General features: G+C 69.1%; 27 protein-coding genes. 13 read left to right on the plus strand and 14 right to left on the minus strand.

Features of this window, described 5'->3' with window-relative positions:
• The first annotated feature begins 92 nt into the window (after positions 1 to 92).
• Positions 93 to 1,886 (plus strand): YibE/F family protein, encoded by a 1,794-nt coding sequence (locus tag ACZ6ZN_RS20900; protein WP_469648311.1) that lies wholly within the window; start codon positions 93 to 95, stop codon positions 1,884 to 1,886.
• Between the two features lie 137 nt (positions 1,887 to 2,023).
• Here the strand turns inward: ACZ6ZN_RS20900 and ACZ6ZN_RS20905 are convergent, their stop codons facing one another.
• From ACZ6ZN_RS20905 to ACZ6ZN_RS20920, 4 genes are all read right to left on the minus strand, one after another.
• Positions 2,024 to 2,458 carry an SsgA family sporulation/cell division regulator gene (locus ACZ6ZN_RS20905; RefSeq protein WP_031115219.1) on the minus strand — a complete coding sequence of 145 codons (435 nt, stop codon included), beginning with the start codon at positions 2,456 to 2,458 and terminating at the stop codon, positions 2,024 to 2,026.
• A 99-nt stretch (positions 2,459 to 2,557) separates the two neighbouring features.
• On the minus strand, positions 2,558 to 3,322 hold the full coding sequence (locus ACZ6ZN_RS20910; RefSeq protein WP_398109359.1) for an IclR family transcriptional regulator: 765 nt from the start codon (positions 3,320 to 3,322) through the stop codon (positions 2,558 to 2,560).
• 276 nt (positions 3,323 to 3,598) lie between these two features.
• Positions 3,599 to 3,811 (minus strand): DUF5326 family protein, encoded by a 213-nt coding sequence (locus tag ACZ6ZN_RS20915; RefSeq protein WP_333931721.1) that lies wholly within the window; start codon positions 3,809 to 3,811, stop codon positions 3,599 to 3,601.
• A 162-nt stretch (positions 3,812 to 3,973) separates the two neighbouring features.
• Positions 3,974 to 4,291, minus strand: a complete 318-nt coding sequence (locus ACZ6ZN_RS20920; RefSeq protein WP_369196851.1) for a cupin domain-containing protein — start codon at positions 4,289 to 4,291, stop codon at positions 3,974 to 3,976.
• A 59-nt stretch (positions 4,292 to 4,350) separates the two neighbouring features.
• Between ACZ6ZN_RS20920 and ACZ6ZN_RS20925 the strand changes: the two genes are divergently transcribed.
• The 5 genes from ACZ6ZN_RS20925 to ACZ6ZN_RS20945 all read left to right on the plus strand — a co-directional run bounded on the left by ACZ6ZN_RS20925 (position 4,351) and on the right by ACZ6ZN_RS20945 (position 8,068).
• Positions 4,351 to 4,728 carry a phage holin family protein gene (locus tag ACZ6ZN_RS20925; RefSeq protein ID WP_398109202.1) on the plus strand — a complete coding sequence of 126 codons (378 nt, stop codon included), beginning with the start codon at positions 4,351 to 4,353 and terminating at the stop codon, positions 4,726 to 4,728.
• Positions 4,729 to 4,733: 5 nt separating this feature from the next.
• A complete protein-coding gene (locus tag ACZ6ZN_RS20930; RefSeq protein WP_469648314.1) occupies positions 4,734 to 5,225 on the plus strand; it encodes a low molecular weight protein-tyrosine-phosphatase in 492 nt (163 codons plus the stop codon).
• Entirely contained in the window at positions 5,222 to 6,370 is a 1,149-nt protein-coding gene (locus ACZ6ZN_RS20935; RefSeq protein WP_451875974.1) for a cystathionine gamma-lyase, read from the plus strand. The genes ACZ6ZN_RS20930 and ACZ6ZN_RS20935 overlap by 4 nt, the downstream gene beginning before the upstream one ends.
• A 157-nt stretch (positions 6,371 to 6,527) precedes the next feature.
• A complete protein-coding gene (locus tag ACZ6ZN_RS20940) occupies positions 6,528 to 7,010 on the plus strand; it encodes an NUDIX domain-containing protein (protein WP_451875973.1) in 483 nt (160 codons plus the stop codon).
• 191 nt (positions 7,011 to 7,201) lie between these two features.
• Positions 7,202 to 8,068 carry a GNAT family N-acetyltransferase gene (locus ACZ6ZN_RS20945; RefSeq protein ID WP_469648317.1) on the plus strand — a complete coding sequence of 289 codons (867 nt, stop codon included), beginning with the start codon at positions 7,202 to 7,204 and terminating at the stop codon, positions 8,066 to 8,068.
• Positions 8,069 to 8,136: 68 nt separating this feature from the next.
• On the opposite strand, the gene ACZ6ZN_RS20950 is transcribed toward ACZ6ZN_RS20945, so the two are convergent.
• Positions 8,137 to 8,559: a GlcG/HbpS family heme-binding protein gene (locus ACZ6ZN_RS20950; RefSeq protein WP_469648320.1), complete on the minus strand. Its 423-nt coding sequence runs from the start codon at positions 8,557 to 8,559 to the stop codon at positions 8,137 to 8,139.
• Positions 8,560 to 8,627: 68 nt separating this feature from the next.
• Positions 8,628 to 9,836 carry an MFS transporter gene (locus ACZ6ZN_RS20955; RefSeq protein WP_469648322.1) on the minus strand — a complete coding sequence of 403 codons (1,209 nt, stop codon included), beginning with the start codon at positions 9,834 to 9,836 and terminating at the stop codon, positions 8,628 to 8,630.
• Positions 9,837 to 9,977: 141 nt separating this feature from the next.
• On the opposite strand from ACZ6ZN_RS20955, the gene ACZ6ZN_RS20960 reads away from it, so the two are divergent.
• Both ACZ6ZN_RS20960 and ACZ6ZN_RS20965 read left to right on the plus strand, forming a co-directional pair.
• On the plus strand, positions 9,978 to 10,442 hold the full coding sequence (locus tag ACZ6ZN_RS20960; RefSeq protein WP_398109196.1) for a MarR family winged helix-turn-helix transcriptional regulator: 465 nt from the start codon (positions 9,978 to 9,980) through the stop codon (positions 10,440 to 10,442).
• A 41-nt stretch (positions 10,443 to 10,483) separates the two neighbouring features.
• A complete protein-coding gene (locus ACZ6ZN_RS20965; RefSeq protein WP_398109195.1) occupies positions 10,484 to 10,936 on the plus strand; it encodes a GNAT family N-acetyltransferase in 453 nt (150 codons plus the stop codon).
• A gap of 56 nt (positions 10,937 to 10,992) precedes the next feature.
• Here the strand turns inward: ACZ6ZN_RS20965 and ACZ6ZN_RS20970 are convergent, their stop codons facing one another.
• Positions 10,993 to 12,381 carry a serine hydrolase domain-containing protein gene (locus ACZ6ZN_RS20970; protein WP_469648325.1) on the minus strand — a complete coding sequence of 463 codons (1,389 nt, stop codon included), beginning with the start codon at positions 12,379 to 12,381 and terminating at the stop codon, positions 10,993 to 10,995.
• Between the two features lie 80 nt (positions 12,382 to 12,461).
• Complete coding sequence (dnaB, locus tag ACZ6ZN_RS20975) at positions 12,462 to 13,940, minus strand: replicative DNA helicase (RefSeq protein WP_398109193.1); 1,479 nt, start codon at positions 13,938 to 13,940, stop codon at positions 12,462 to 12,464.
• A gap of 460 nt (positions 13,941 to 14,400) precedes the next feature.
• On the opposite strand from dnaB, the gene ACZ6ZN_RS20980 reads away from it, so the two are divergent.
• Positions 14,401 to 15,738: an MATE family efflux transporter gene (locus ACZ6ZN_RS20980; protein WP_469648328.1), complete on the plus strand. Its 1,338-nt coding sequence runs from the start codon at positions 14,401 to 14,403 to the stop codon at positions 15,736 to 15,738.
• Positions 15,739 to 15,912: 174 nt separating this feature from the next.
• Here the strand turns inward: ACZ6ZN_RS20980 and rplI are convergent, their stop codons facing one another.
• From rplI to rpsF, 4 genes are all read right to left on the minus strand, one after another.
• Complete coding sequence (gene rplI, locus ACZ6ZN_RS20985) at positions 15,913 to 16,359, minus strand: 50S ribosomal protein L9 (protein ID WP_398109191.1); 447 nt, start codon at positions 16,357 to 16,359, stop codon at positions 15,913 to 15,915.
• Between the two features lie 18 nt (positions 16,360 to 16,377).
• Positions 16,378 to 16,614 (minus strand): 30S ribosomal protein S18, encoded by a 237-nt coding sequence (gene rpsR / locus ACZ6ZN_RS20990; protein ID WP_003949403.1) that lies wholly within the window; start codon positions 16,612 to 16,614, stop codon positions 16,378 to 16,380.
• 45 nt (positions 16,615 to 16,659) lie between these two features.
• Complete coding sequence (locus ACZ6ZN_RS20995) at positions 16,660 to 17,244, minus strand: single-stranded DNA-binding protein (protein WP_398109190.1); 585 nt, start codon at positions 17,242 to 17,244, stop codon at positions 16,660 to 16,662.
• 71 nt (positions 17,245 to 17,315) lie between these two features.
• A complete protein-coding gene (gene rpsF / locus ACZ6ZN_RS21000; protein WP_003991486.1) occupies positions 17,316 to 17,606 on the minus strand; it encodes a 30S ribosomal protein S6 in 291 nt (96 codons plus the stop codon).
• 264 nt (positions 17,607 to 17,870) lie between these two features.
• Between rpsF and ACZ6ZN_RS21005 the strand changes: the two genes are divergently transcribed.
• The 3 genes from ACZ6ZN_RS21005 to ACZ6ZN_RS21015 all read left to right on the plus strand — a co-directional run bounded on the left by ACZ6ZN_RS21005 (position 17,871) and on the right by ACZ6ZN_RS21015 (position 20,656).
• A complete protein-coding gene (locus tag ACZ6ZN_RS21005) occupies positions 17,871 to 18,176 on the plus strand; it encodes a hypothetical protein (RefSeq protein ID WP_398109189.1) in 306 nt (101 codons plus the stop codon).
• A gap of 163 nt (positions 18,177 to 18,339) precedes the next feature.
• Complete coding sequence (femX, locus tag ACZ6ZN_RS21010; RefSeq protein ID WP_398109188.1) at positions 18,340 to 19,461, plus strand: peptidoglycan bridge formation glycyltransferase FemX; 1,122 nt, start codon at positions 18,340 to 18,342, stop codon at positions 19,459 to 19,461.
• A 163-nt stretch (positions 19,462 to 19,624) separates the two neighbouring features.
• A complete protein-coding gene (locus ACZ6ZN_RS21015) occupies positions 19,625 to 20,656 on the plus strand; it encodes an alanine racemase (RefSeq protein ID WP_398109187.1) in 1,032 nt (343 codons plus the stop codon).
• A 78-nt stretch (positions 20,657 to 20,734) separates the two neighbouring features.
• Here the strand turns inward: ACZ6ZN_RS21015 and ACZ6ZN_RS21020 are convergent, their stop codons facing one another.
• Together ACZ6ZN_RS21020 and ACZ6ZN_RS21025 are read right to left on the minus strand one after the other, a co-directional pair.
• Entirely contained in the window at positions 20,735 to 22,246 is a 1,512-nt protein-coding gene (locus tag ACZ6ZN_RS21020) for a glycosyltransferase family 87 protein (RefSeq protein ID WP_469648925.1), read from the minus strand.
• Positions 22,247 to 22,368: 122 nt separating this feature from the next.
• Positions 22,369 to 24,639: a transglycosylase domain-containing protein gene (locus tag ACZ6ZN_RS21025; RefSeq protein ID WP_469648333.1), complete on the minus strand. Its 2,271-nt coding sequence runs from the start codon at positions 24,637 to 24,639 to the stop codon at positions 22,369 to 22,371.
• Positions 24,640 to 25,405: 766 nt separating this feature from the next.
• On the opposite strand from ACZ6ZN_RS21025, the gene ACZ6ZN_RS21030 reads away from it, so the two are divergent.
• Positions 25,406 to 26,089 (plus strand): PadR family transcriptional regulator, encoded by a 684-nt coding sequence (locus tag ACZ6ZN_RS21030; RefSeq protein WP_398109185.1) that lies wholly within the window; start codon positions 25,406 to 25,408, stop codon positions 26,087 to 26,089.
• The last annotated feature ends 36 nt before the right edge of the window (positions 26,090 to 26,125 follow it).

Consider the following 26,125-nt stretch of genomic DNA (forward strand, 5'->3'; position numbering starts at 1 on the left):
GAGCTCCCGCGTGTACAAAAGGTGACTCCACGCTAGCGGCAATCTTGGCGCGGTGACCAGAGGGCCCCCCTCGTTCTTGCGATGATCGGTGGGTGACCACCACGCATCGCTCCCCCTACCCACCGCCCGAGCCGCCCCGCGGACCCGGCGCCGGCAACGGCAACGGCAACGGCAACGGCCGGGGAGGCGACCACGACTTCGCCGCCGGTTCCGGCCATGGGCCGGGCATGGAGCGGGGACGCGGTCCTGCGGCGGTGCCGCCGCCGGAGCCACTCCAGGGTGACTGGCCGGGGCACGGACCGTCGGGTGCCTTCGGGCAGGGCCCGGGAGCTGAGCGGGGGTCAGGCGCGGGACCGGGCTACGAGCCGGGCACGGGTTTCCGCCCCGGCGACGGAAACGGTTCCGGAGCCGGCCACGGCGGCGGGCACGGCCATGGTGCCGACCACGGCGGCGTCGACGGCGGCGGCGGGCACGGCGGACCCGGACACGGGCACGGCGGACCCGGACACGGGCACGGCGGACCCGGACACGGGGGCGGCCACGGAAGCGGCCAGGGAGGCGGCCACGGCTCCGGTCCCTCTCCGGGGGGCGGGCACGGGCACTCGCACAGCCACGGCCCGGCCGCTCCCGTCTCGCAGCATCTGCGCAAGGTCATCGCCGCTGTCCTGATCCCGTTCGCGGCGGCCGTACTCATCGGTCTGGCCGTGCTGTGGCCGGGCGGTGCGCCGGGCCACGAGCGCACGGGCGTCGGGTTCGACCGGCAGACACAGCAGGCCACGGTGACCAAGGTCGTGGAGGTGAGTTGCAAGGAGGCCGGAGCGCAGGGCGTCCCGCCCACCGGCGACACTTCCACCGCCGAGGGCTCGTCCGCGAAGCAGCAGGAGGAGGGCACCTGCAAGCGGGCGACGATCCGGGTCGACACCGGCCCGGACGAGGGCCGCACGTTCACGGAGATCATCCAGCCCGACCAGTCCCGCCAGTTGAGCGAGGGCCAGGGGGTCGTGGTCGCCTACGAGCCCTCCGCGCCGAAGGATCTGCAGTACTCGGTCACGGACGTCGACCGGGGGCTGCCCCTCAGCCTGCTCGCCGGCATCTTCGCGGTCGCCGTGGTGGTCGTCGGGCGGCTGCGGGGCCTCATGGCGCTCATCTCGCTGGCCATCAGCTTCATGGTGCTGAACTTCTTCATCCTGCCCGCGATCCTGCAGGGCTCGAATCCGCTGCTGGTGGCGGTGGTCGGCTCGAGCGCGATCATGCTCATCGCGCTGTACCTGTGTCACGGCCTGTCCGCGCGGACCTCCGTGGCGGTGCTGGGCACGCTCATCTCGCTGCTGCTGATCGGCGTCCTGGGTTCGGTGTTCATCGACTGGGCCGCCCTCACCGGCAACACCGACGACAACACCGGCCTCATCCACGGCCTCTACCCGACGATCGACATGAGCGGTCTGCTGCTCGCCGGGATCATCATCGGGTCGCTCGGCGTGCTCGACGACGTGACGGTCACCCAGACCTCGGCGGTGTGGGAACTGCACGAGGCCAATCCCACGATGGGCTGGCGGGGGCTCTACCGCGCGGGCATCCGGATCGGCCGCGACCACATCGCCTCGGTCGTCAACACGCTCGTCCTGGCCTACGCGGGTGCCGCGCTGCCGTTGCTGCTGCTGTTCTCGATCGCGCAGAGCAGTGTGGGGACGGTCGCCAACAGCGAGCTGGTCGCCGAGGAGATCGTGCGCACGCTGGTCGGCTCGATCGGCCTGGTCGCCTCGGTGCCGGTCACCACGGCCCTGGCGGCGCTCGTGGTCTCCGCGGACCGTCCGGGATCGCAGCCGGCCACGGAGGCCACCGCCGCACCCGCGCGTGGAGGCAGAGGCCGCCGCCGCAAGCGCTGACGCGCGCCCGGGGGACACCCGCCTCATCGACGGCGGCGCCCCGCCCTCGGTCCCGACGGCACCTCACAAGAACGTTCCCGCAACCGTCCGGCGGCGCCCGGTGAAGCGTTCCTCCACCGTGCCGCGCGGACAGTCGGTCAGCCGGCGCCCTGTTCGGCGAGAATGCGGTCCAGCGCCTCGTCGAGATGGGCGTCGAAGTCGGCGAGGGAACCTTCCTGTCCCAGGGGCACCAGCTTGTCGGTGCGGTCGAGGAAGGCCACCAGCGGGGCCGTCGATGACCGGAACAGCGCCTGATCGCTGCCGACCTGAAGGCGGATCAGCACCTCGCCCAGCGCGTCGGGTTCGACGGGCGTGACCCGCACGTCGCCCTCCCCGCACGGCCGGCCGACCCCGTCGATCAGCAACTCCCGCCCGAAAGCCCAGGTGACCGGGGCGTCGCCCGGCAAGTGGAACGTCAGTCGGACGGCATAGGGATCACTGGTCTCATAGCGCAATTCCACCGGAATGCGGAACGAGAGCTCCTCGGACACGAGAAAGCTCATCATGACCTCTGCCTGTACGGACTCGCGCATCGATAACCCCGTCATTCGCCGTCGACTGGCCGGGTACGAACCTCTGACACTGGGAGGAATCTTGCTGAACGTACACAGCAGATCACAAGGAGTGAGTTTTCACATACTGATAGAGAGCGCCAGCGAGCCGAGCATCCGGCCGATCTCGCACTGCAACTGCCGGGCCGCAGGCAGCAGACGGTGCTCCTGGTGGGCCGGCAGCGAGATGGCGACGGTCGCGGCCGTGGCGCCCAGGGTGAGGGGGATCGCCGCGCAGACCGCGCCGAGGGCGTACTCCTGACGCTCGGTCACCGGCTCCATCCGCCGGAGCCGCTCCAGCCGCCTCAACAGGTTGTGGCTGTCCCGCACCGTGTACGGCGTGAGTGCCTGCACGGGATAGCGGTCGAGGTGGTCCCGCCGGGCCTCCTCGTCGAGCTGGGACAGCAGACACTGCCCGATGGCATGCGCGTGCCCCGTCTCGCGGAAGTCGGCCCACTCCTCCACCGCCGGGGTACCGGGGCTGTCGGAGACGCACATGATCTCGATCTCGCCCTCGCGGTACACCGCGTAGTACACGGGCACGCCGAGGGTGTCACGCCAGTGCGCGAGGGCGTCCACCACCGTGCTGCGACGTTTCTGCCGTGCTCCGCTGCTGCCCAGCCGCTCGGCGGCCTCACCGAGGAAGAACAGCCCCTTGTCCCGGCGCAGATATCCCTCGTGCACCAGGGTGCGCAGCAGGTGGTACGTCGTGGGCAGGGCCAGCCCCGTCTCGCGGGCCAGTTGCTTGGCCGGGGCGCCGTACTCGTGCCGGGCAACGGTCTCCAGCAGACGCATCGCGCGCTGCACGGATCCGATGAGCGTCGCCGGCGCTGCGGCGGGCGGCAGCGGTGGGACGGACGCCGCCGAGCGGGGCTGTGCGGGGACCGCGTGCAGGTGGACGGTGGCGGTGTCGGCGGGGACCAAGGGTCACTCCCGGAGCGCGAGGGGGAGACCGTGCGGGAAACACGGGTGGGGGCCGCTCGCGGGGTTGTCCCCGCGTCGAGTTCAGGACTCTATTCGCCCGCCACCGCGCGCAGACGGCCCAGGCGGGAATGTTCCCCCGCCCGAGGGAACCGATGATCCCACCCGTTTCCCTCTACCCCCACCGGTGTCCCAGGGGTCTCACCAGTCGCTGCGGGACGAAGAACTCGAGGTGAACTTCCGTACGACGTAGATCAGTCCGCCGACCAGGGCCACGAAGACCAGCAGCTTGAAGAGCAGTCCGATGACGAACCCGACCACGCTGGCGATGAGTCCGCCGAACACGACCAGGGCGATGACCGGCACCGCGACCCACTTCACCCACCACGGCAGTCCTGCGAAGATCTCACGCATCGCCCTCGTCCTTGCCTCTCCGCCCGTTCGTGCCGGGTCCTGTCGGTTGTGCGGACCTCTGGTGTCCTGCACTCGATGCTAGGTCCGCGAGGGTGCCCGGCGGGGGCCTCGCACCCCCCGTCTGCCCCTGACCGAACCCCTAGGGAACCCCGAGGCGCCGCGTCAGCTCTCGGGCGGAGAGAAGACCACCACGACCCTCAGGTCCTCGGTGATGTGGTGGAACTTGTGGGCCACGCCCGCCGGTACGTAGACCACGCTGCCGCGCGCCACCTGGGTCGTCTCCAGGCCGACGGTGATCGAGGCGCGGCCGCTGACCACGAGGTAGACCTCGTCCTGGTGGTGCGGCTTCTGTGGATCCTGCTCGCCGGCGTCGAGTGCGTACAGGCCGACCGACATGTTCTGCTCGCGAAGGAACTGCAGGTAGGCGCCCTCGTTGGCGGCGCGCTCCGCCTCCAGTTCGTCCAGCCGGAATGCCTTCATGCCTTGTCCGCCCCTGCCTCTTGTGCCCGCGTCCGATCACGTCTGCCACGATCAGACACATGAAGAATTTTCTAGTCAAGACGATCGCCAACGCGGGCGCCCTGGCCGTCGCGGTGTGGCTGCTCGACAAGATCACCCTGACCGGTGACAGCACGGCCAAGGAGATCGGCACGCTGATCGTCGTGGCGCTGCTCTTCGGGCTGGTGAACTTCCTGGTCAAGCCGGTCGTCAAGCTGCTGAGCCTGCCGCTGCTCATCCTGACGCTGGGCCTGTTCACGCTGATCGTCAACGCGCTGATGCTGCTGCTGACTTCATGGCTGGCCGGTCTGTTCGACCTCAGCTTCCACGTGGAGGGCTTCTGGACCGCCGTCCTGGGCGGCCTGATCATCTCGGTCGTCTCCTGGGCGCTGAACGTCGTCCTGCCGGACGGGGACTGAGCGGCATGACGTACCGCGTCTGCTTCGTCTGCACGGGCAACATCTGCCGCTCCCCCATGGCCGAGATCGTCTTCCGCGCGCGCGTCGCGGAAGCCGGGCTGGAGGGCGAGGTGGTGGTCGACAGTGCCGGCACGGGCGGCTGGCACGAGGGCGACGCCGCCGACCCGCGTACCGCGGCGGTCCTGGCGGAGAACGGCTACGCCACCGGTCACACGGCCCGGCAGTTCCAGCCGTCGTGGTTCTCCCGCCTCGACCTGGTGGTCGCACTCGACTCCGGCCACCTCGCGGACCTGCGCCGCCTGGCCCCGACGGAACAGGACGCACGGAAGGTACGGCTGCTGCGCTCGTACGACCCCGCCGCCGGCGACGACCCCGACGTTCCGGACCCTTACTACGGGGGCGCCGAAGGCTTCGACGCGTGTCTTGAGATGGTGGAGGCGGCGAGCGACGGCTTGCTCGCCGCAGTGCGCGAGGACATGGAAGGAAGAGCGGCATGAGCGAATCCGCTGCGGGTCACACGCTTGCGGGGGACGGCACCCGTGCGGTGCGGGCCGGGCTGCCCGAACCGGTGAAGCACGAGCCCACCCTGCCCGGCCCCGTCTTCGCCGCCCACTTCCACCTGCCCGGCGACCCCACCGGCCCCTACACCTACGGGCGCGACGAGAACCCCACCTGGACGCTGCTGGAACGCGCCATCGGTGAGCTGGAGGCCCCCGGCCACGACGACGTCGAGACGCTCGTTTTCGCGTCCGGCATGGCCGCGATCTCCGCGGTGCTCTTCTCGCAGCTGCGCACCGGCGACGTGTGCGTCCTGCCCGACGACGGCTACCAGGCGCTCCCCCTCGTGCGCGCACAGCTGGAGGCGTACGGCGTCGAGGTGCGCACCGCCCCGACCGGCGGTGACGCCCAGCTCGACGCCCTCGACGGCGCCAAGCTGCTGTGGATCGAGACCCCCTCGAACCCCGGGCTCGACGTGTGTGACGTCAGGCGGCTCGCCGAGGCGGCACACGCGCGGGGCGCCCTGGTTGCCGTCGACAACACCCTGGCGACCCCGCTGGGACAGCGTCCGCTGGAGCTGGGCGCCGACTTCGCGGTGGCCAGCGGCACCAAGCAGCTCACCGGGCACGGCGACGTCCTGCTGGGCTACGTCGCCGGCCGCGACCCCGAGGCCATGGCCGCGGTGCGCCGCTGGCGCAAGATCGTCGGCGCGATCCCCGGCCCGATGGAGGCCTGGCTCGCCCATCGGTCGATCGCGACCCTGCAGATGCGGGTCGACCGGCAGTGCGCGACGGCGCTGACGGTCGCGGAGGCGCTCCGCGACCGCCCGGAGGTGACGGGGCTGCGCTACCCCGGGCTGCCCGAGGACCCGTCGCACAAGATCGCCGCACAGCAGATGCGGCGCTACGGCTGCGTGGTGTCCTTCACCCTGCCCTCGCGCGAGCAGGCCGATCGCTTCCTGGAGGCGCTGCGGCTCGTGGACGACGCCACGAGCTTCGGCGGCGTGCGCTCCACGGCGGAGCGGCGCGGGCGCTGGGGCGGGGACGCGGTGCCGGAAGGCTTCATCCGTCTGTCGGTCGGCGCCGAGGACCCGGAGGACCTGGTGGCGGACCTGCTGCACGCTCTGGACGCGTCGAGGCCCTGAAACCTTCGGCGGACGGTCCGGGCCTCCCTTTCCTTATGGCTCGGACCGTCCCCCGGTTCCTCGTAACCGGGGCGCACGGAACACCGCCTCACCCGCGAAACCCTGCGGACCTGTGCGGCAATGTTTCACGTGGAACCAGCCGGGCCACATTTCCCCCATGACCGTCCGACCCGTGGTCAAGCGCACCGCCCGCGCCGTTCTCCTGGACGGTGACGACCTGATCCTGATCAAGCGCACCAAGCCGGGTGTGGATCCGTACTGGGTCACGCCCGGCGGCGGGGTCGAAGCCGACGACCCGACCGTCGTCGATGCCCTGCACCGGGAGGTGTACGAGGAGCTCGGCGCGAAGATCAGCGACGTGGTGCCGTGCTTCGTCGACACCGTGGAGCACATCGGTGACGACGGCGGCGCCACGGGTGTGAAGGTGCAGCACTTCTTCGTCTGTCACCTGGAGTCCATGGACGCCTCGCTCCGCCATGGCCCCGAGGTGGACGAGCCCATCGGCGAGTACGAGATCGTGCGCGTGCCGTTCACCCGCGTCGGCATCGCCTCGGTGCATCTCGTTCCCCTGTCGCTGCGGCACTACCTGGACGGCAACATCGAGGGTGTCCGCGCCATGCACGCACCCGACCTGGGCTGAACCGGTGGTCAGTACCCGGCCAGGACCGCCCCGCCAGCGGGAATGCGCCATGGTGCTGTTCCGCCGTGTTTCACGTGAAACGACCAGCGCCTGACCGCAGGTGGTGCGAGCGGCTACAACTGGCCAAAAGCTCGCGTCTCTCCACCGAAACAGGTGGACGCCGGGGGTCTTCGTCGGACAGCCTGACCTGCGTGCCGACTCCTTCCCTTGCCTCTCTGCCCGTTCGCCGTCTGACGCTTCGCGACCTCACCGCCTGCGCCGACCTGTCCGAAGACCGGGGGTGGCCACGGGAGGAGCACAAGTGGCAGTTTCTGCTCACAGCAGGCAAGGCCTACGGCATCGATGATCCCGACGGCGGTCTCGTGAGCGCCTGCGTGGTCACCGAGTACGGCCCGAGGGATCGTCCCGCCCTCGCCGCCATCGGCATGGTGCTCGTGGCCGGACGGCACGCTCGGCAGGGTGTGGGACGCCGTCTGATGCAGTACGTCGTGGCCGAGATGGGCACCACGCCTCTCACTCTGCATGCCACACCGTACGGCCGGCCTCTCTACGAGGAGCTCGGCTTCAAGGTCACCGGACGGGCCGAGATGGTGAGCGGGCACTTCGTCCCGGGCGGACCCGAACTCGAGGTCGCCACCCGTGCGGCCACCGCCGAGGATCTGGCGGCGATCCTCCGGCTCGACGAGCAGGTCTTCGGGGCGGACCGCACACACATCGTCACGCGGCTGCCCGCCTTCGCCGACCAGCTGCGGGTCGCCGAGGAGAACGGGCGGATCATCGGCTACGCGGCCGCGTGGCCGAACATGGCCACTCATGTCGTCGGCCCTCTCATCGCCCGGGACACGGCGGTGGCCCAGGCCCTCATCGCCTCTCTCGCCGCCCACACCGATCGCCCCCTGCGCACCGACATCGACGTGCGGCACGAAGACCTCCTGGCCTGGGTGAAGGAACGCGGCCTGGACTCCATCGCCTTCAACGCGGTGATGACGTACGGCATCACCGAGCTGCCCGGGGACTGGAGCCGGCGGTTCGCTCCGGTCACGGTGGCGGCGGGCTGACGTTCCGAGACGACGAACGCCGGCTCCCCTGGGACGAGGGAGCCGGCGTTCACGCTGTGGGAGCCGGGTCAGGCGAGAGATTCCACGGCCGCCGTGGCGAAGGCGTGGTCCTGCTCCGGAGCGCCGCCGCCCACGCCGATCGCACCGATCAGGCGGCCGTCGCGGTGCACGGGTACGCCGCCGGCGATGAACAGCAGAGGCCGGTCGAGCGCGGTGGGCAGCGTGTGGAAGGGGCCGCCGGGCTGCACGGCGTCCACGAGGTCGGCGGTGGGCGCGTTCAGCTGGAGGGCGGTGTAGGCCTTGCGGGTGCTGGTCTCACCGGAGATCAGCACGGCCCGGTCGTCACGCCGGAAGGCGAGCAGGTGTCCTCCCGCGTCGAGGACGGTGATGCTGACGGTGACGCCTGCGGCCTCGGCCGCACGGCCGGCGGCGGTGACGAGGGCGTCCGCGTCCTGCGTGGTCAGCGGGGCGACGGCGGTGGTGGTGCTCATGAGGTGTTTCTCCTGAAGAGTGGCCGAACAGGTGGAGGGGACGAGGTGGGCCTGGGCGGCCCGCATGCTCACTGGTGGACGCTGACCCGCTGCCCGGCGGAAGCGGGCCCCTCGACGACAGGGGCGGAGGTGCTGCCGCGGCGTTCCAGGGCGGCCGAGAGAACGGCCAGGACCAGGGCGGCAGCGGCGAGAGCGGCACCCACCCAGTTGGGGGCGGTGTAGCCGAGCCCCGCGGCGATCACGATGCCGCCGAGCCAGGCGGACAGGGCGTTGCCGAGGTTGAAGGCGCCGATGTTCACGGCCGAGGCCAGGGTGGGAGCTCCGTGTGCCTGGTCGAGAACCCGCTTCTGCAGCGGCGGCACGGTGGCGAAACCGAGGGCACCGATCAGGGCGATGGTGACGGCGGAGAGCACCTTGTCATGGGCGGTGAGTGTGAACAGCGCCAGCACGACGGCCAGAGCGCCCAGGGAGACGTACAGCATGGGCATCAGGGCGCGGTCCGCGAACTTGCCGCCGACCAGGTTGCCGCCGACCATGCCGAGGCCGAAGAGGACCAACAGCCAGGTGACCGAGCCGTCGGCGAAGCCGGCGACGTGGGTCATCATCGGCGCGATGTAGGTGATGGCCGCGAAGACTCCGCCGAAGCCGAGGACGGTCATCGCCATCGCAAGCAACACCTGCACGTTCTTCAGGGCGGCCAGCTCGTGCCGCAGGTGCACGCCTTCCGCCTTGGGCATGTCGGGGACGAGCCGGGCGATGCCGGCCAGGCCGATCACGCCGAGGGCGGCCACGATGGCGAAGGTGACCCGCCAGCCGATGGACTGACCGACGAGTGTGCCCAGCGGGACTCCGACGACGTTGGCCACGGTCAGACCGGTGAACATCATCGCGATGGCCCCGGCCCGCTTGTGCGGGGCGACGAGGTCGGCCGCGACCACCGAACCGATGCCGAAGAAGGCGCCGTGGGCGAGCGAGGCGACGATCCGCCCGAGCAGCATGACGGAGAAGGTCGGGGCGACGGCCGAGAGCAGGTTGCCGGCGATGAACAGGCCCATGAGCAGCATCAACATCCGCTTGCGGGAGACCTTGGTGCCGAGCACGGTCATCAGCGGAGCGCCGAACATCACGCCGAGCGCGTACCCGGTCACCAGGTACCCGGCGGTGGGGATGGAGACCCCGTAGTCGGCAGCGACCTCGGGCAGCAAGCCCATGATCACGAACTCTGTCGTTCCGATCCCGAAGGCCCCGATCGCGAGGGCCAGAAGCGCGAGAGGCATGGAGGGGTTACCTTCCCAGAAGATTGCAGGAGCGCTTTGCGTGCGTCCACAATAGTTGCACACGCGGGCTATATGCAACCGCCGTCTATTGCGGCGTTGCCCTATCCTGGAAGACAGCCGCTCGGGACGGAGGAAACGCCAATGACAGCGACGGACCCCGCGCTCACCGCTCTCGCCCAGGGGTGGTGCGCCCTCTCCCTGCTTCACGGGAGGATCGAGGCCCACATCGAGCGCGCCCTACAGGCCCAGCACGACCTGAGTGCGCGCGAATACTCCCTGCTGGACGTACTCAGCCGACAGCACGACGGCGAGGGGGGCCATCTGCAGATGAAGCAGGTGGCGGACGCGGTGGTCCTCAGCCAGAGCGCCACCACGCGCCTGGTCACCCGACTCGAGGACCGCGGACTCCTGGAGCGCTACCTCTGCCCCACCGACCGCCGGGGCATCTACACGAACGTCACCGAGGCGGGTCTGGCGTTGCTCGAGGCGGCACGGCCCACGAACGACGCCGCTCTGCGTGAGGCTCTCGACGAGGCGGCGAAGAACCCCGAGCTGGCTCCCCTGGTCCGGGTCGTCGAGACGCTGAAGGCCCCGGTACCGGCCTGAAAAGGGGGCCGGACAGCGGTCCACCTGCGTAGGGTGCCGCTATGGGAGATCTTGAAATACGTCCTGTCGTCGCCGACGACGTCCCGGCGATCGTCGCCATGCTCGCGGACGACCCCCTGGGTGCCCGCCGGGAATCACCGGACGACCTGACGCCGTACCTGACGGCACTCGAGCGGCTCAGCGCCGATCCGAACCAGCACGTGGTGGTGGCGGTCCGGGAGAACAGGGTCGTCGGCACGCTCCAGCTGACGATCATCCCCGGACTGTCCCGGCGGGGGTCCACCAGGTCGATCATCGAAGGTGTGCGTATCCACGCCGACGAACGGGGCAGCGGCCTCGGCACTCAGCTCATCGAATGGGCCATCGACACATCCCGCGAGCAGGGCTGCCAGCTGGTTCAGCTGACCTCCGACAAGACCCGCGTCGACGCCCACCGCTTCTACGAGCGGCTCGGCTTCGAAGCCTCGCACACGGGCTTCAAGCTCCAGCTCTGACCGAACATGGGAAGGGGCCGCTGTTTCACGTGAAACAGCGGCCCCCGTCCTTACGCCTACCGATCGATCCCGCGCCACCCGCCGGCGTCGACCCCGCCCGGCACCTCGGCTCCCTGCTCATAGGGCTGCCGTGTGAACACGAACGACCCCACGTCGAGATGGTCGACGCGCCCGTCACCCCCTCGCACGATCTTCAGCAGCTCGCCGGCGTAATAACCCTCCAGACCGGTCCAGGAGCCGTCACCGTTCGGCCGGAACCTTGAACGGCGGCCGCTGCCGGACAGCGGCTCCAGCGAGGCCAGTCCGTCGGACCTGAAGCGCAGAGCGAAGGCATACGTTCCCCAGTACCACTGACCTGCCAGCTCCAGCACCGTCGGATCGGCCTGGCGCAGCGGCGTCCAAGGGACGGGGATGCGCGGCTCGGCCTCGGCCACGATCCGGACCAGGTCGGCGGCGACCGTGGCCACCGCCGGGCCGGAGGTGCAGTTGGCCAGGACGACCGCCGCGGCATCGTCCTCCACGCTGATGGTCACGGTGGCCAGGAACCCCGGCAGGGAGCCCGAGTGCCCGACGAGGAGCCGGCCGTGCCGTCCCTGGATCTGCATGCCGAGGCCGTAGGCGTCACCGGACATCACGTCCGCCGCCTCTGCGGGTGCCGCCGGTGTCCGCATCTCCCGCAGGGACTCGGCGCTCAGCACCCGGTCGTCGCCCCGCACCAGGAAGGAGGCGAACCGGGCCAGATCCCCCGTCGTGGACCAGAGCTGGCCGGCCGGGGCCATCCGCCCGAGATCCTCGGCCGGTTCGGGCAGCAGTACGTCCGCCCAGGGGTGCACGGCCCAGCCACTCGCGTGGGGGGCTTCCGGCCGCACGCCGGTTCGGTTCAGTCCCAGCGGTTCGAGCACTTCCCGCCGTAGTGCCTCTTCCCAGGACGTCCCGCGCACCTCTTCCACGAGCGCGCCCAGGAGCGTGTAGCCAGGGTTCGAGTAGTGGTGCCGTCGACCGACGGGGTGGACCAGGGGCTGCTCGCCGAGGACGTCGGACAGTTCCGGCCGGAGGGATCCGGGAGTGCGCTCCCACCACGGCCCGGGGGACTCGGCCGCCAGCCCGCCGGTGTGGGCCAGCAGTTGGGCGATCGTGATTTCCCCGGCGCCGGTGCCCGGCAGGTGCTTCTCCAGGGGATCGTCGAGCCCCACCAGCCCTTCGTCACGCAGGCGCATCACGAGAACGGCGGTGAAGGTCTTGGTGATCGAGCCGACGCGGTACTGCGTGTTCTCATCGGGCGCGTGCCCCTCCACCGAGGACCTGCTCCCGTGCCACACCGCCCGCCCGTCACGCACGACGGCCGCGACGAGCGAGGGTGCCCGCCCCTCGGTCTGGGCCACGGCGATCCGATGCAGCAACGCCCGACGCGTGCCGGGGAGCAGCTCTTCCTGAGGTGTCGTCATGCCCCCAGTCCACCCGCCGACGGGCCCGGAGTCGACTCCATTTCACCGCGGGCGGAGCGGGTTCTCCCCATTCCCGGCGATCAGGTCTGCGCCATGTCCACGAAACGGGAGTAGTGGCCCTGGAAGGCCACCGTGATCGTTGCCGTCGGGCCGTTACGGTGCTTGGCCACGATCAGGTCGGCCTCACCCGCGCGTGGGGACTCCTTCTCGTAGGCGTCCTCGCGGTGCAGCAGGATGACCATGTCGGCGTCCTGCTCGATGGAGCCCGACTCACGCAGGTCGGAGACCATCGGCTTCTTGTCCGTACGCTGCTCGGGGCCACGGTTCAGCTGGGAGAGCGCGATGACCGGGATCTCCAGCTCCTTGGCGAGCAGCTTGAGGTTACGGGACATGTCCGAGACCTCCTGCTGGCGGCTCTCGGCTCGCTTGGAACCGCCGGACTGCATCAGCTGCAGGTAGTCGATGACGACCAGTCGCAGGTCGTTGCGCTGCTTCAGGCGCCGGCACTTGGCGCGGATCTCCATCATCGACAGGTTGGGCGAGTCGTCGATGTAGAGGGGTGCGGCCGAGACGTCCGGCATCCGCCGAGCCAGGCGGGTCCAGTCCTCGTCCGTCATCGTGCCGGACCGCATGTGGTGCAGGGCGACGCGGGCCTCGGCGGACAGCAGGCGCATCGCGATCTCGTTGCGCCCCATCTCGAGGGAGAAGATCACGCTCGGCAGGTTGTTCTTGATCGACGCCGCCCGGGCGAAGTCGAGTGCGAGCGTCGACTTACCCATGGCAGGACGCGCGGCGATGACGATCATCTGCCCCGGGTGCAGACCGTTGGTCAGCGAGTCGAAGTCGGTGAAGCCCGTCGGCACACCCGTCATCTCACCGCTGCGCGATCCGATCGCCTCGATCTCGTCGAGCGCGCCCTCCATGATGTCTCCCAGCGGGAGGTAGTCCTCGCTGGTGCGCTGCTCGGTGACCGCGTAGACCTCTGCCTGGGCGCGGTTGACGATCTCGTCGACGTCGTCGTCCGCCGCGTATCCCATCTGCGTGATGCGCGTGCCCGCCTCGACGAGACGGCGCAGCACCGCCCGCTCGTGGACGATCTCCGCGTAGTAGGCGGCGTTCGCCGCCGTGGGTACCGTCTGGACGAGGGTGTGCAGATACGAGGCCCCGCCGACCTTGTTGATCTCGCCGCGCTTGGTCAGCTCGGCAGCGATCGTGATGGGGTCGGCCGGCTCGCCCTTGGCGTAGACGTCGAGGACGGCCTGGTAGATCGTCTCGTGAGCCGGCTTGTAGAAGTCGTGTCCCTTGAGGATCTCGACGACGTCGGCGATGGCGTCCTTGGACAGGAGCATGCCGCCGAGGACGGACTGCTCCGCGTCGATGTCCTGGGGGGGTACCCGCTCGAACGACGGGGCCGAGCCGCCGTCCCATCCGTTGTCCCTGCCGCGCTCGTGTTGCTCCTCGCGGCCCCGCGCTCCGTCACCGCGTCGGCGGGAGGCGGGCAGACGATCACTGGGACCGCTGTCGGCCCACGGGTCGTCCAAGGGCTCGGAAATGCTCACCGAGCCACCTCCTCCCGTCCGCCGCAGCAGACCTCGCCGTGCCCCTTCTTTCTACGGCACGGCACTGACAAATGAGAGGCCCAACTCCGGTTGACGGAGGCCGGTTTTGTGGTGTTTTGAAAACCGGCGGACGGAGCGGGCGCCGGACCACCGTAGGCCCGTCGGCACCGTCAGCCAATCTGGTTATCCACAGGCCATGTGGACGACGGCCCAGATGCTGTGGAGAACTCCACGAAACCTGTGCACGACCCGGTGGACAGTCCTGTGAACAAGCTCCAACCGCCGCTCTCCTCAACCAGCTGACCTGCGACTTTGCCGTCCACCGGCTGTGCAGAAGAAAAACTTTCCCCGGCGGAGCAAGATCGCTTCGAATGGTGCACAGCAGTACGCACGACAGGAGGCCAAGTAAGGGTCGGAGAACCTTTGCATCTCTTACCTGTGGACGATTAGATTGGTGCACATGACACAGGCCCCCGAGCGCCGCCCAACCGGCCGCAGACAGCACGACCGAGAGATCGTCGCGCTGGCCGTTCCGGCCTTCGGCGCGCTCGTCGCCGAGCCCCTGTTCCTCATGGCCGACACCGCCATCGTGGGCCATCTGGGCACCGCACAACTCGCCGGACTCGGCGTCGCCTCGGCCTTGCTGATGACCGCGGTCAGCGTCTTCGTCTTCCTCGCCTATGCCACCACCGCGGCGGTCGCCCGACGCGTGGGCGCCGATGACCTCCCGGCCGCCATCCGACAAGGCATGGACGGTATCTGGCTGGCCCTGCTTCTCGGCGCCGCTGTCGTCGCCGCTGCTCTGCCGACGGCACCGCACCTCGTCGACCTGTTCGGCGCGTCCGACGCGGCCGCCCCGTACGCGACGACCTACCTGCGCATCTCCATCCTCGGCGTCCCCGCCATGCTCGTCGTCCTGGCCGCGACCGGTGTTCTGCGCGGCCTGCAGGACACCAAGACGCCGCTCTATGTCGCCGTCGCCGGCTTCGTCGCCAACGGCGCTCTCAACGTGGGGCTCGTCTACGGCGCCGACCTGGGCATCGCCGGTTCCGCGTGGGGCACGGTCATCGCCCAGTGCAGCATGGCCGGCGTCTACCTCGCGGTCGTCCTGCGAGGAGCCCGCAAGCACGGTGCCTCCCTGCGACCCGACGCAGCCGGGATCCGGGCCTCGGCGCAGGCCGGTGTGCCCCTGCTGGTGCGTACCCTCTCCCTGCGCGCGATCCTGATGATCGCTACGGCGGTCGCCGCCCGGCTCGGGGACGCCGACATCGCCGCCCACCAGATCATCCTTTCCCTGTGGAGTCTGCTGGCCTTCGCCCTGGACGCCATCGCCATCGCCGGGCAGGCCATCATCGGGCGTTACCTCGGAGCCGGTGACGCCGAGGGCGCCCGTGCCGTGTGCCGCCGCATGGTGGAGTGGGGAATCGCCGTCGGAGTCATTCTCGGTGTTCTGGTGGTCGCCGCCCGGCCGGTCTTCCTGCCTCTGTTCACCAGCGATCCGGCGGTCAAGGACGTGGCACTGCCCGCCCTGATCATCGTCGCCCTCTCCCAGCCGATCTCCGGGATCGTCTTCGTCCTGGACGGTGTCCTCATGGGCGCCGGTGACGGCCCCTACCTGGCGTGGGCCATGCTGGTCACGCTGGCGGTCTTCACACCGGCCGCCCTGCTGGTCCCGGTGCTCGGCGGTGGACTCACCGCCCTCTGGGTCACGATGACGTTGATGATGATCGTCAGGATGCTGACCCTGTGGCTGCGAAGCCGGTCGGGCCGCTGGATCGTGACGGGCGCGACGCGCTGACAACTCAGGGAAAGCCGAGGGCGCGTTTCACGTGAAACGAGCACCGGCCCACTGTTGAGCATCGGTCCGCCGAGGACGGTGTTTCACGTGAAACCAGCTCACAGCCGACACGACGAGGGGGCCGCATCCCGAAGGATGCGGCCCCCTCGCTCACTTCGTCAGTGAGGGCGGCACTCAGGCCGCGACGACCTCGATGCTGACCTTGGCGTCAACCTCGGGGTGCAGACGCACGGACGTCGTGTGGGCGCCCAGCGTCTTGATCGGCGAGCCGAGCTCGATGCGGCGCTTGTCGACCTCGGGGCCACCGGAAGCCTTGATCGCCGAAGCGATGTCGGCCGGCGTGACGGAACCGAAGAGACGACCGGCGTCGCCGGAGCGGACGGCCAGACGGACCTTGACACCCTCGAGCTGGGCCTTCACAGCGTTGGCCTGCTCGATGGTCTGGATCTCGTGGATCTTGCGAGCACGACGGATCTGCTCGACGTCCTTCTCGCCACCCTTGGTCCAGCGGATAGCGAACTTCCGCGGGATCAGGTAGTTGCGAGCGTAACCGTCCTTGACGTCGACGACGTCGCCGGCGGCACCGAGGCCAGAGACCTCGTGGGTGAGGATGATCTTCATGTGTCGGTCACCCTTCCCTTATCGCGCGGTGGACGTGTAGGGCAGCAGCGCCATCTCACGGCTGTTCTTCACGGCCGTGGCGACGTCACGCTGGTGCTGCGTGCAGTTGCCGGTCACGCGGCGGGCACGGATCTTGCCGCGGTCGGAAATGAACTTCCGCAGCATGTTCGTGTCCTTGTAGTCCACGTACGTGACCTTGTCCTTGCAGAATGCGCAGACCTTCTTCTTCGGCTTGCGCACAGGCGGCTTCGCCATGGTGTTTCTCCTGTGTGATCAAGAAGTGTGGGTGCGAGCCGGTCCCTAGAAGGGGGGCTCGTCCGAGTAGCCGCCGCCACCGCCGCCGGAGTTTCCACCCCAGCCGCCGCCACCGCCCTGGTTGCCACCGGCGGGAGCACCGGTCGCCCACGGGTCGTCGGCGGGAGCGCCGCCGCCCTGCTGACCGCCGCCGGGGCCGCCGCCCCAGCCGCCGCCACCCTGGCCGCCGCCGCTGCCACCGCCGTAGCCGCCCTGGCCACCCCGGCCGGTGGTCTTGGTGACCTTGGCCGTGGCGTTGCGCAGGCTGGCGCCGACTTCCTCGACGTCCAGCTCGTAGACCGTGCGCTTGACGCCCTCACGGTCCTCGTAGGACCGCTGCTTCAGCCGGCCCTGCACGATGACGCGCATGCCTCGCTGGAGCGACTCGGCGACGTTCTCCGCCGCCTGACGCCAGACCGAGCAGGTCAGGAACAGGCTCTCGCCGTCCTTCCACTCGTTCGTCTGGCGGTCGAAGGTGCGGGGAGTGGACGCGACACGGAACTTCGCGACGGCCGCACCGGAGGGGGTGAAGCGCAGCTCGGGGTCGTCGACAAGATTGCCGACCACCGTGATGACGGTCTCGCCTGCCATGGGGGAACCTCTCGGCGGGTTTGCTCTGGCTGCTTGCTACTCGAATCCCGGGATCAGCTGAGCGGGGAGGCTCAGTGGGTCTCGGGACGGAGGACCTTGGTCCGGAGGACCGACTCGTTCAGGTTCATCTGGCGGTCGAGCTCCTTGACGACCGCAGGCTCGGCCTGCAGGTCGATGACCGAGTAGATGCCCTCGGGCTTCTTCTTGATCTCGTACGCGAGACGACGACGACCCCAGGTGTCGACCTTCTCGACCTTTCCGCCGCCGTCACGGACGACAGAGAGGAAGTTCTCGATCAGCGGGGAGACAGCGCGCTCCTCGACGTCGGGGTCGAGGATGACCATCACCTCGTAGTGACGCATGTGGAACCCACCTCCTTTGGACTCAGCGGCCACGGTCGTTCCGTGGCAGGAGGGTTGTGATGCGTACGCAACGGTATCGGCCACCACTGACAATCAGGGGTCCTGTGGAGAAGCCCTCGCCATGGCATGGGCAGACACCGGTGCAGACGGTACACACTACCCGCCCGGTGGCTTCCGGTTGAAATCCGGCCGCCGGGGCAGCCAATCTGTACACATCGGGTGTGTATGGCGCTACGATGCGCCGACTTTCGCAGGAGGTGCCCTATGGCACAGGCATTGCGACCCAACACCGGCGGCGGCCTTCTCGCCACGGACGGAAAGCCCCACCCTCTCCAGGACGCCCTCCTCGCCGTGACCCTGGTGCTGGGCCTCACCGCCTTCCTCACGGCGATCATCGAGGACGACCTGCACATTCTCAGTTCCTGGGCCGGTCTGGTGGGCATCCTCACCGGTGCGTACGGCCAGTGGATCTCGGAGACGACCCGGGAGCGCTTCGGCCTCATCCTGGGCCTCGGCGCATCGGGGGTCGGGTTCTTCCTGGGCATGGCGCACGGCGGCCTCATCGGCTGACACCGAGCACTCCTTTTCGCACACCGGATCCCGCCCCGGCCGGCCTCGCGCCGGGGCGGAGATTCGTACGCCCAGACGACGCGCTCCCACGGCGCAGTAGGCTTCGCGCGAGAGCCGGAGCCCCTGAACCCATGGGGACACACCAGCCCGAGGAGCGCCCCGAATGAGCCTGACCCTGAGGACCATCAGTCGAGAGCAGCATCTGGCATACATCCAGAGCCTGCCGTCGGCGAGCCACATGCAGGTCCCGGCCTGGGCTGACGTCAAGGCCGAGTGGCGCTCGGAGAACCTCGGCTGGTTCGACGACCGCACCGGCGAGCTGGTGGGTGTGGGCCTGGTCCTCTACCGGCAGCTGCCCAAGATCAAGCGCTACCTCGCCTACCTGCCCGAGGGCCCGGTCATCAACTGGTACGCGCCCAACCTGCAGGAATGGATCGAGCCGATGCTGGCTCACCTGAAGCAGCAGGGCGCCTTCTCGGTGAAGATGGGCCCGCCGGTGATCATCCGGCGCTGGGAGGCCGCGTCCATCAAGCAGGGCATCCAGAACCCCGACGTGAAGCGCCTGCGCGACATCGAGGCCGACCACATCGAGCCGCGTGCCTTCGAGGTGGCCGACAAGCTGCGTCGCATGGGCTGGCAGCAGGGCGAGGACGGCGGCGCCGGCTTCGGCGACGTCCAGCCGCGCTACGTCTACCAGGTGCCGCTGGCGAACCGGTCCCTGGAAGAGGTCCACAAGAACTTCAACCAGCTGTGGCGCCGCAACATCAAGAAGGCCGAGAAGGCCGGCGTCGAGGTCGTCCAGGGCGGCTACCAGGACCTCGAGGAATGGCAGCGCCTGTACGAGATCACGGCCGTGCGCGACCACTTCCGTCCGCGCCCCCTGTCGTACTTCCAGCGCATGTGGACGGCCCTCAACACCGAGGACCCCAACCGCATGCGCCTGTACTTCGCCCGGCACAACGGTGTGAACCTCTCCGCGGCGACCATGCTGATCGTCGGCGGGCACGTCTGGTACTCCTACGGGGCCTCCGACAACATCGGCCGCGAGGTCCGGCCCTCGAACGCCATGCAGTGGCGGATGCTGCGCGACGCCTACGCGCTGGGCGCCACGGTCTACGACCTGCGGGGCATCTCCGACTCGCTGGACGAGACCGACCACCTCTTCGGGCTCATCCAGTTCAAGGTGGGCACGGGCGGCCAGGCCGCCGAGTACCTCGGCGAGTGGGACTTCCCGCTGAACAAGCTGCTGCACAAGGCGCTCGACATGTATATGTCGCGCCGGTGACGCGCCCTTCGGTGCCTCCCCACTCCCGGCCCGCGGCGGCCACCGCCCTGCGGCACCGCTGATCCACCGCGATCGTGATCCACCGCGATCGTTGATCCATCGCATCGCCGATCCACCGCATCGCCGATTCACGGCAACCACGAGAAAGGTTCCAGGTCCGGCCATGGCGCTCACGCTCTACGTCGACACCGCGCGCTGGCGGGCGCACCACAAGCACGTGCAGGAGCAGTTCCCCGGCCTGGTGCCGGTCTGCAAGGGCAACGGCTACGGCTTCGGGCACGAACGGCTGGCTGAGGAGGCCACCCGCCTGGGCTCGGACGTGCTGGCCGTCGGCACGACCTACGAGGCCGCCCGGATCAAGGACTGGTTCGGCGGCGACCTGCTGGTGCTGACGCCGTACCGGCGCGGTGAGGAGCCCGTACCGCTGCCGGACCGGGTGATCCGCTCCGTCTCCTCGATAGACGGTGTGTACGGCCTCGTCGGCGCCCGTGTGGTGATCGAGGTGATGTCCTCGATGAAGCGGCACGGCATCAGCGAGCAGGACCTCGCCCAGCTGCACTCCGCCATCGAGAACGTCCGCCTGGAGGGCTTCGCCATCCACCTTCCGCTGGACCGCACCGACGGCTCGGACGCCGTCGAGGAGGTCATCGGCTGGATGGACCGGCTCCGGGCCGCGCGCCTGCCGCTGCACACGATGTTCGTCAGCCACCTCAAGGCCGAGGACCTCGCCCGGCTGCAGCAGCAGTTCCCCCAGACCCGGTTCCGGGCGCGCATCGGCACGCGGCTGTGGCTCGGGGACCACGACGCCACCGAGTACCGCGGCGCGGTCCTGGACGTCACCCGCGTCGCCAAGGGCGACCGCTTCGGCTACCGGCAGCAGAAGGCGGCCTCGGACGGCTTCCTGGTGGTCGTGGCGGGCGGAACGTCGCACGGGGTGGGTCTGGAAGCCCCCAAGGCGCTGCACGGCGTCATGCCGCGCGCCAAGGGCGTCGCCCGGGCCGGCCTGGCGACGGTGAACCGGAACCTCTCGCCGTTCGTGTGGGGCGGCAAGCAGCGCTGGTTCGCCGAACCGCCGCACATGCAGGTGTCGATCCTGTTCGTGCCGGCGGACGCGCCCGAGCCGAAGGTCGGCGATGAGCTGGTGGCCCACCTGCGGCACACCACCACCCAGTTCGACCGGCTCATGGACCGCTGACGGGACACTCGGCGAGAAGGCCGGCACGGTTCCCCGTGTCCGGCCTTCTCGCTTTCCCAGCCCTCGAAGGACGTTCGCTCAGAGCGAACCGCCCGTGGCTCCCTGTCGTCCCCAGTCGACCGCAGGTCCTTGGGACCGGGCCACCTCCTGCCGCTTCGGCCGGGCCGCCGGGCCCACGACGAAGACATCCTCGGCTCCGTCCAGCACGCCGCCCGAGGGATCGTCGTCGCCGGACCTGCGCACCGGGTCGCGGTCCGGCCGGAGGATGTCACGCACCACCATGACGCAGAGGTAGAGCGTCCCGAGCAGATGCAGGCCGATGGCCCAGTGGTAGCCGTCGGTGGGCAGCCCCTTGTGGGCCTCTCCGCTGGTCGTGTACGCGAGGTACAGCCAGATCCCCAGAAAGTACGCCACCTCGCAGGCCTGCCAGATCAGGAAGTCCCGCCACTTCGGCCGGGCGAGAGCGGCCAACGGCACCAGCCACAGGACGTACTGCGGCGAGTAGACCTTGTTGGTGAGGATGAACGCCGCGACGATCAGAAAGGCGAGCTGGGCGAACCGGGGGCGGCGCCGCGCCGTCAGCCCCAGCACCGCGACGGCCGCGCAGCACACCAGCATCAGCAGTGTGGCGAGCGTGTTCACGGTCTCGGTACTGAGCGGGTCGTCCGAGTTCTGCGCCATGATCAGCCAGAAGGACCCGAAGTCGACGCCCCGCTCCTGGCTGAAGGTGTAGAACTTCGACCAGCCCTCGAAGGCGAACAGCATCACCGGACCATTCACCACGACCCACGCGACGACCGCGCCGCCCAGGGCCGTCCCGAACTCCCGCCACCTCCCCGCGCGCCAGCACAGCACCAGCAGTGGCCCGAGGAGCAGGAACGGATAGAGCTTGGCGGCCGTCGCCAGCCCCAGCAGGACGCCGAACGCGAGGGCCCGGCCTCGCGACCACATCAGCATCGCCGCGGCCGTCAGAGCGACCGCCAGCAGGTCCCAGTTGATGGTCGCCGTCAATGCGAACGCGGGCGCCAGGGCGACGAGCAGACCGTCCCACGGGCGCCGGGCGTGCGTACGGGTCACGCAGACGGCGATGACCGCCGCGCAGGCCATCAGCATCCCGGCGTTGACCATCCAGTACCACTGCTCCTGGTCCTGGATGGTGCCGCTGCCGGGCGTGAGCCAGGAAGCGACCTCCATGAAGACACCGGTCAGCACCGGGTACTCCAGGTACTGCATGTCACCGGGGAGCCGGTCGAAGTACGGCACGAGTCCGTCGGCGAAGCCACGCCCCTGGAAGAGGTGCGGGATGTCCGAGTAGCAGGCATGCGTGTACTGCGAGCTGGCGCCGTAGAACCAGGCGCCGTTGTAGCAAGGGGCCTTCTGGACCAGGCCGAGAACGAACATGCCGATCGCCACCAGCGCGATCACTCGCACCGGAGTCCACCACGACGTCCCGAGCAGGGCACGGCGCCCGATCGGGCCGCCGATCAGCTCACTGCCGGCCGCGGCGACCGCGTCCTCCTTGGTCGGCAGCACCGGCTCCGGCTCGTGGACGCCTGCTCGCGTCGATTCTGCACTGGGCATGCCGCACATCCTGCCGTACGAGTCCGGCCATACGCCGAGGGCCGCCACACCCGGGTGGGTGCGGCGGCCCTCGTTTCACGTGAAACACCTTCGCGTTTCACGTGAAACACCCAAGCCGGGCGTTTGTCCGGCTAGCCGTTGGGGCCTCCGAAGATGCCTCCGTTGCCGTTTCCTCTGTTGTTGCCACCGTCGTCGTTCGTCTCGGTGGGTCCTGTCGGCGGAGCGGTGATGCCTCCGTCCGTGCCGCCGTTGTCCTGGCCGCCGTTCTCCTGGCCTCCGTCTTCCTCACAGCCGAAGAAGCCGCAGGTGTCGCTCGGTGTGGGCGACGGAGACGTCGGCGTCTCGCTGGGCGTGGCGCTCGGCGTCTCGGACGGCGTCTGACTGGGCTGCTCACTGGGAGTCGGCTTGGGCGTGGGGGCGCCGAGGGCGTCCTGGACGGTTCCGATCTTCTCGGGCTCCGGGAAACCGAGGTCAGCCTTGCCCTTGAGAGCGGCCTTCATGTACTCGGTCCACACGAGGGTGGGGATGTCACCACCGTGGATGGACTCGACACCGGCGGTGCCGTTCATGGACAGCAACTTGGCGCTCTTGGGGTCTTCGCGGAACATCGCAACGGACGTCGACAGCTGCTGGGTGTAACCGACGAACCAGGCGGACTTGTTCTCGTCCGTCGTACCGGTCTTGCCGGCAGCCGTGCGCCCCAGGCTCAGGGCGTTCTTGCCCGTGCCGTTCTGGATCACGTTCTCCAGCACGTCGGTGACGTTGTTGGCGACGTTCTCCGGCATGGCCTGCGTCACGCGCGGCTTCTCGAAGCCGGGGACGTCCCGTCCCTCGTACTTGACGCTGGTCACCGAGTAGGGGGCTGCCTGCTTACCGGCGGCGGCGAACGTCGCGTATGCGTCAGCCATACGGATTGCGCTGGGGGTCGAGGTCCCGAGGGCGAACGACGGGTCCAGAGTCGCGAAGCTGGCGTCCAGAATGCCGGACTTCTCGGCCAGGTCTCGCACGTTCTTCATCCCCACGTCCATACCGAGCTGCACGAAGGGGGTGTTGACCGACTGCTCCATCGCCTTGCGCAGGGTGATGTAGCCCCAGGGGTGGTCACTCTCGTTCTCCTGGAAGAACGGCGTGTTGTCCTTCTTCAGGACGTAGGTGCCGTCGTTGTTCCTGACCTTGAGATGGTCGTTGCCGTTGTACTTGCTGAGCGGCGAGAGAGGACCGTCGCTGCGGTACGTTCCGTGCTCCATTGCGGCGGCGAGCACAAACGGCTTCCAGGTGGAGCCGACGGGGACGCCCGAGGTGTCGGCGTTGTTGTTGAAGTGACCCTTTTCGTAGCCCGCTCCGCCGTAGAGGGCGACGATCGCACCGTCCTTCGGCTTCACCGAGGCCGCACCGAACTGAACGTGCCTGTCGAGTTCACGCTTCGGGTTGATGTGCTGCTTCTCGACCTTCTTCACGGCGGCGGTCAGAGCCTCGACGTTCTTCTTCACGAAGGTCGTCTTGATCTGGTAGCCGCCCTGGTCGAACTGCTTCTCCGAGATGTTTGAGTGGTTCAGGACGTACTTCTTGGCCGTGTCCGCGAGGTAGCCGATCTGGCCGCTCATTCCCTTGGTCGCCTTGCGACCCTGGGGCTCGGGATACTTGCTGATCGCCTTCTGGTACTGCTCGTCCGTCAGCTTGTCGTCGTTGTGCATCTGCTCGAGGATCCAGCCCCAGCGCTCCTCCGACCGCTTGCGGTTGGCGTCCTTGGTCGCATTGGGGTCGAGGCCCTCGTTGCCCGCGGGGTCGTAGTACGTCGGCCCCTTCAGCAGGGCGGCGAGGAAGGCGCACTCACTCGGCGAGAGCCGGTCCGCGTCCTTGCCGTAGTACGTCTGCGCGGCCGCCTGGATGCCGTAGGCGCCACGGCCGTAGTACGAGGTGTTCAGGTAGCCCTGGAGGATCTTGTCCTTCGAGAGCTTGGTGCCCACCTTGATGGAGATGAACATCTCCTTAAACTTGCGGGAGAGCGTCTGCTCCTGGCTCAGGTAGGTGTTCTTGACGAACTGCTGCGTGATCGTCGAACCGCCCTGCGTGTCACCGCCCCGGGCCATGTTCGCCAGGGCGCGGGCGATACCCATGGGGTCGACGCCGCTGTCCTGATAGAAGCTCTTGTTCTCGGCCGAGATCACGGCCCACCGCATGGCCGGCGGGATCCGCTCGATCGTGACATTCTGCCGGTTGGTGCCACTGCCCGCCGCGACCATCTGGCTGCCGTCGGCCCAGTAGTAGACGTTGTTCTGCGACAGGGCCGCCGCGTTCTCCTCGTTGGGGACGCTCACCATGGCGTACCCGATGCCCGCCACGGCCACCAGGCTGCCCAGGAAGCCGATGCAGAGGCCGGAGACGAGCCTCCAGGAGGGCATCCAGCGCTGCCAGCCGTACTTCCCGGCCCGCGGGTAGTCGACCAGCCGCTTCCGGTCGGAAACGGCTGCGGCGCGGCCTCCTGCCGGAGCGGCGCGCCGGCCGCCCCGGGCCGGTTCGGCAGCACGGCGGCGGCTGCCGCCGCCGGTGCCTTTCTGCGCCGCACGCCGGGCCTCTGCACGGCCGCCGTACTGACGCTCCTCACCCCCCGAGCCGAGAGAACCCGACCCATAGGAGTCGGACGGAGACCCGGTTGCGCCTCGCGGTGCCGCGCGGCGGCCGGAGGACGAGCCGGACTGGCCGCGTCGGGCCGCGGCACGTCCGCCTCCCTGCGGCTGCGGCGGTTTGCGACGGTGCTCGCTCATCGAACGACTACTCCTCGGGCAGGCGCACCCCTGCGCGCCTGGAAACGGCGGCTTGTTTCCGGTCCCCCCGAAGTACGGATGCGGTGGGCTCGGTATTCATCGGTCCCGCATGCACCCGTACTACACCGAGGACCACGACGCCCACAGGCGTCACTCGGTTCCCGGCGATGTGCATGGCGCACAGACTACGCACCGCCAAAACCTGCCGAGCCCCCAAGTTCACCTCAAATCAGGCAAGTAGTGTCCGACGAATCGGTGATGTGATCCCGTTCACCACCCCCCCTCTTGTCGCATCCGGAAGGCCGTTCTATCGTCGTGATGTATCGAGTCGATACATCGGCACGACACATCGGTCCGACGCATCGGACCGATACACGCGCACCGCGGCAGAGAGGAGGCGACGATGAGCCGGCGTTCCGGGATCCTCGAGTTCGCCGTACTCGGCCTGCTCCGCGAGTCTCCGATGCACGGCTACGAGCTGCGCAAGCGTCTCAACACGTCACTGGGGGTGTTCCGGGCCTTCAGCTACGGGACGCTCTACCCCTGCCTCAAGACGCTGGTCGCCAACGGCTGGTTGATCGAGGAGCCGGGCAGTACCGCCGAGGACGCCCTCGCCGCCCCCCTCGCAGGGCGCCGGGCCAAGATCGTCTACCGGCTGACCGCGGAGGGCAAGGAGCACTTCGAGCAACTGCTCTCGCAGACGGGTCCCGACGCGTACGAGGACGAGACCTTCGCGGCCCGTTTCGCCTTCTTCGGGCAGACGTCACGCGACGTGCGCATGCGCGTGCTGGAGGGGCGCCGCAGCCGGCTGGAGGAGCGCCTCGAGAAGATGAGCGCCTCCCTGGCCCGGACCCGGGAGCGTCTCGACGACTACACGCTCGAACTCCAGCGCCACGGGATGGAGTCCGTGGAACGCGAGGTGCGCTGGCTGAACGAGCTCATCGAGAGCGAGCGGGCGGGACGGGACCTGAAGGGTTCCGCCACCGGGGAGCCCGCATCGCGCGACACCACATCTGGAGCGCCGGGCGGCCTGCCCCGGCCGGGGGACGACCCCCGGCCGGATACGCCCGGCGACACCGCCACGTGAGAGCCCGCTGATGGGCCTCACTCGTACACACAGGGA

This window comes from Streptomyces sp. NPDC053665, assembly GCF_055585285.1.

Excerpts from the sequence above, each read along its gene's own strand:
- ACZ6ZN_RS20905 (WP_031115219.1), bottom strand. The coding sequence starts at position 2,458 with ATGCGCGAGTCCGTACAGGCAGAGGTCATGATGAGCTTTCTCGTGTCC.
- ACZ6ZN_RS20915 (WP_333931721.1), bottom strand. The coding sequence starts at position 3,811 with ATGCGTGAGATCTTCGCAGGACTGCCGTGGTGGGTGAAGTGGGTCGCG.
- ACZ6ZN_RS20920 (WP_369196851.1), bottom strand. The coding sequence starts at position 4,291 with ATGAAGGCATTCCGGCTGGACGAACTGGAGGCGGAGCGCGCCGCCAAC.
- ACZ6ZN_RS20925 (WP_398109202.1), top strand. The coding sequence starts at position 4,351 with ATGAAGAATTTTCTAGTCAAGACGATCGCCAACGCGGGCGCCCTGGCC.
- ACZ6ZN_RS20930 (WP_469648314.1), top strand. The coding sequence starts at position 4,734 with ATGACGTACCGCGTCTGCTTCGTCTGCACGGGCAACATCTGCCGCTCC.
- ACZ6ZN_RS20935 (WP_451875974.1), top strand. The coding sequence starts at position 5,222 with ATGAGCGAATCCGCTGCGGGTCACACGCTTGCGGGGGACGGCACCCGT.
- ACZ6ZN_RS20940 (WP_451875973.1), top strand. The coding sequence starts at position 6,528 with ATGACCGTCCGACCCGTGGTCAAGCGCACCGCCCGCGCCGTTCTCCTG.
- ACZ6ZN_RS20950 (WP_469648320.1), bottom strand. The coding sequence starts at position 8,559 with ATGAGCACCACCACCGCCGTCGCCCCGCTGACCACGCAGGACGCGGAC.
- ACZ6ZN_RS20955 (WP_469648322.1), bottom strand. The coding sequence starts at position 9,836 with ATGCCTCTCGCGCTTCTGGCCCTCGCGATCGGGGCCTTCGGGATCGGA.
- ACZ6ZN_RS20960 (WP_398109196.1), top strand. The coding sequence starts at position 9,978 with ATGACAGCGACGGACCCCGCGCTCACCGCTCTCGCCCAGGGGTGGTGC.
- ACZ6ZN_RS20965 (WP_398109195.1), top strand. The coding sequence starts at position 10,484 with ATGGGAGATCTTGAAATACGTCCTGTCGTCGCCGACGACGTCCCGGCG.
- ACZ6ZN_RS20970 (WP_469648325.1), bottom strand. The coding sequence starts at position 12,381 with ATGACGACACCTCAGGAAGAGCTGCTCCCCGGCACGCGTCGGGCGTTG.
- ACZ6ZN_RS20980 (WP_469648328.1), top strand. The coding sequence starts at position 14,401 with ATGACACAGGCCCCCGAGCGCCGCCCAACCGGCCGCAGACAGCACGAC.
- rplI (WP_398109191.1), bottom strand. The coding sequence starts at position 16,359 with ATGAAGATCATCCTCACCCACGAGGTCTCTGGCCTCGGTGCCGCCGGC.
- rpsR (WP_003949403.1), bottom strand. The coding sequence starts at position 16,614 with ATGGCGAAGCCGCCTGTGCGCAAGCCGAAGAAGAAGGTCTGCGCATTC.
- ACZ6ZN_RS20995 (WP_398109190.1), bottom strand. The coding sequence starts at position 17,244 with ATGGCAGGCGAGACCGTCATCACGGTGGTCGGCAATCTTGTCGACGAC.
- rpsF (WP_003991486.1), bottom strand. The coding sequence starts at position 17,606 with ATGCGTCACTACGAGGTGATGGTCATCCTCGACCCCGACGTCGAGGAG.
- ACZ6ZN_RS21005 (WP_398109189.1), top strand. The coding sequence starts at position 17,871 with ATGGCACAGGCATTGCGACCCAACACCGGCGGCGGCCTTCTCGCCACG.
- femX (WP_398109188.1), top strand. The coding sequence starts at position 18,340 with ATGAGCCTGACCCTGAGGACCATCAGTCGAGAGCAGCATCTGGCATAC.
- ACZ6ZN_RS21015 (WP_398109187.1), top strand. The coding sequence starts at position 19,625 with ATGGCGCTCACGCTCTACGTCGACACCGCGCGCTGGCGGGCGCACCAC.
- ACZ6ZN_RS21020 (WP_469648925.1), bottom strand. The coding sequence starts at position 22,246 with ATGTGCGGCATGCCCAGTGCAGAATCGACGCGAGCAGGCGTCCACGAG.
- ACZ6ZN_RS21025 (WP_469648333.1), bottom strand. The coding sequence starts at position 24,639 with ATGCCCTCCTGGAGGCTCGTCTCCGGCCTCTGCATCGGCTTCCTGGGC.
- ACZ6ZN_RS21030 (WP_398109185.1), top strand. The coding sequence starts at position 25,406 with ATGAGCCGGCGTTCCGGGATCCTCGAGTTCGCCGTACTCGGCCTGCTC.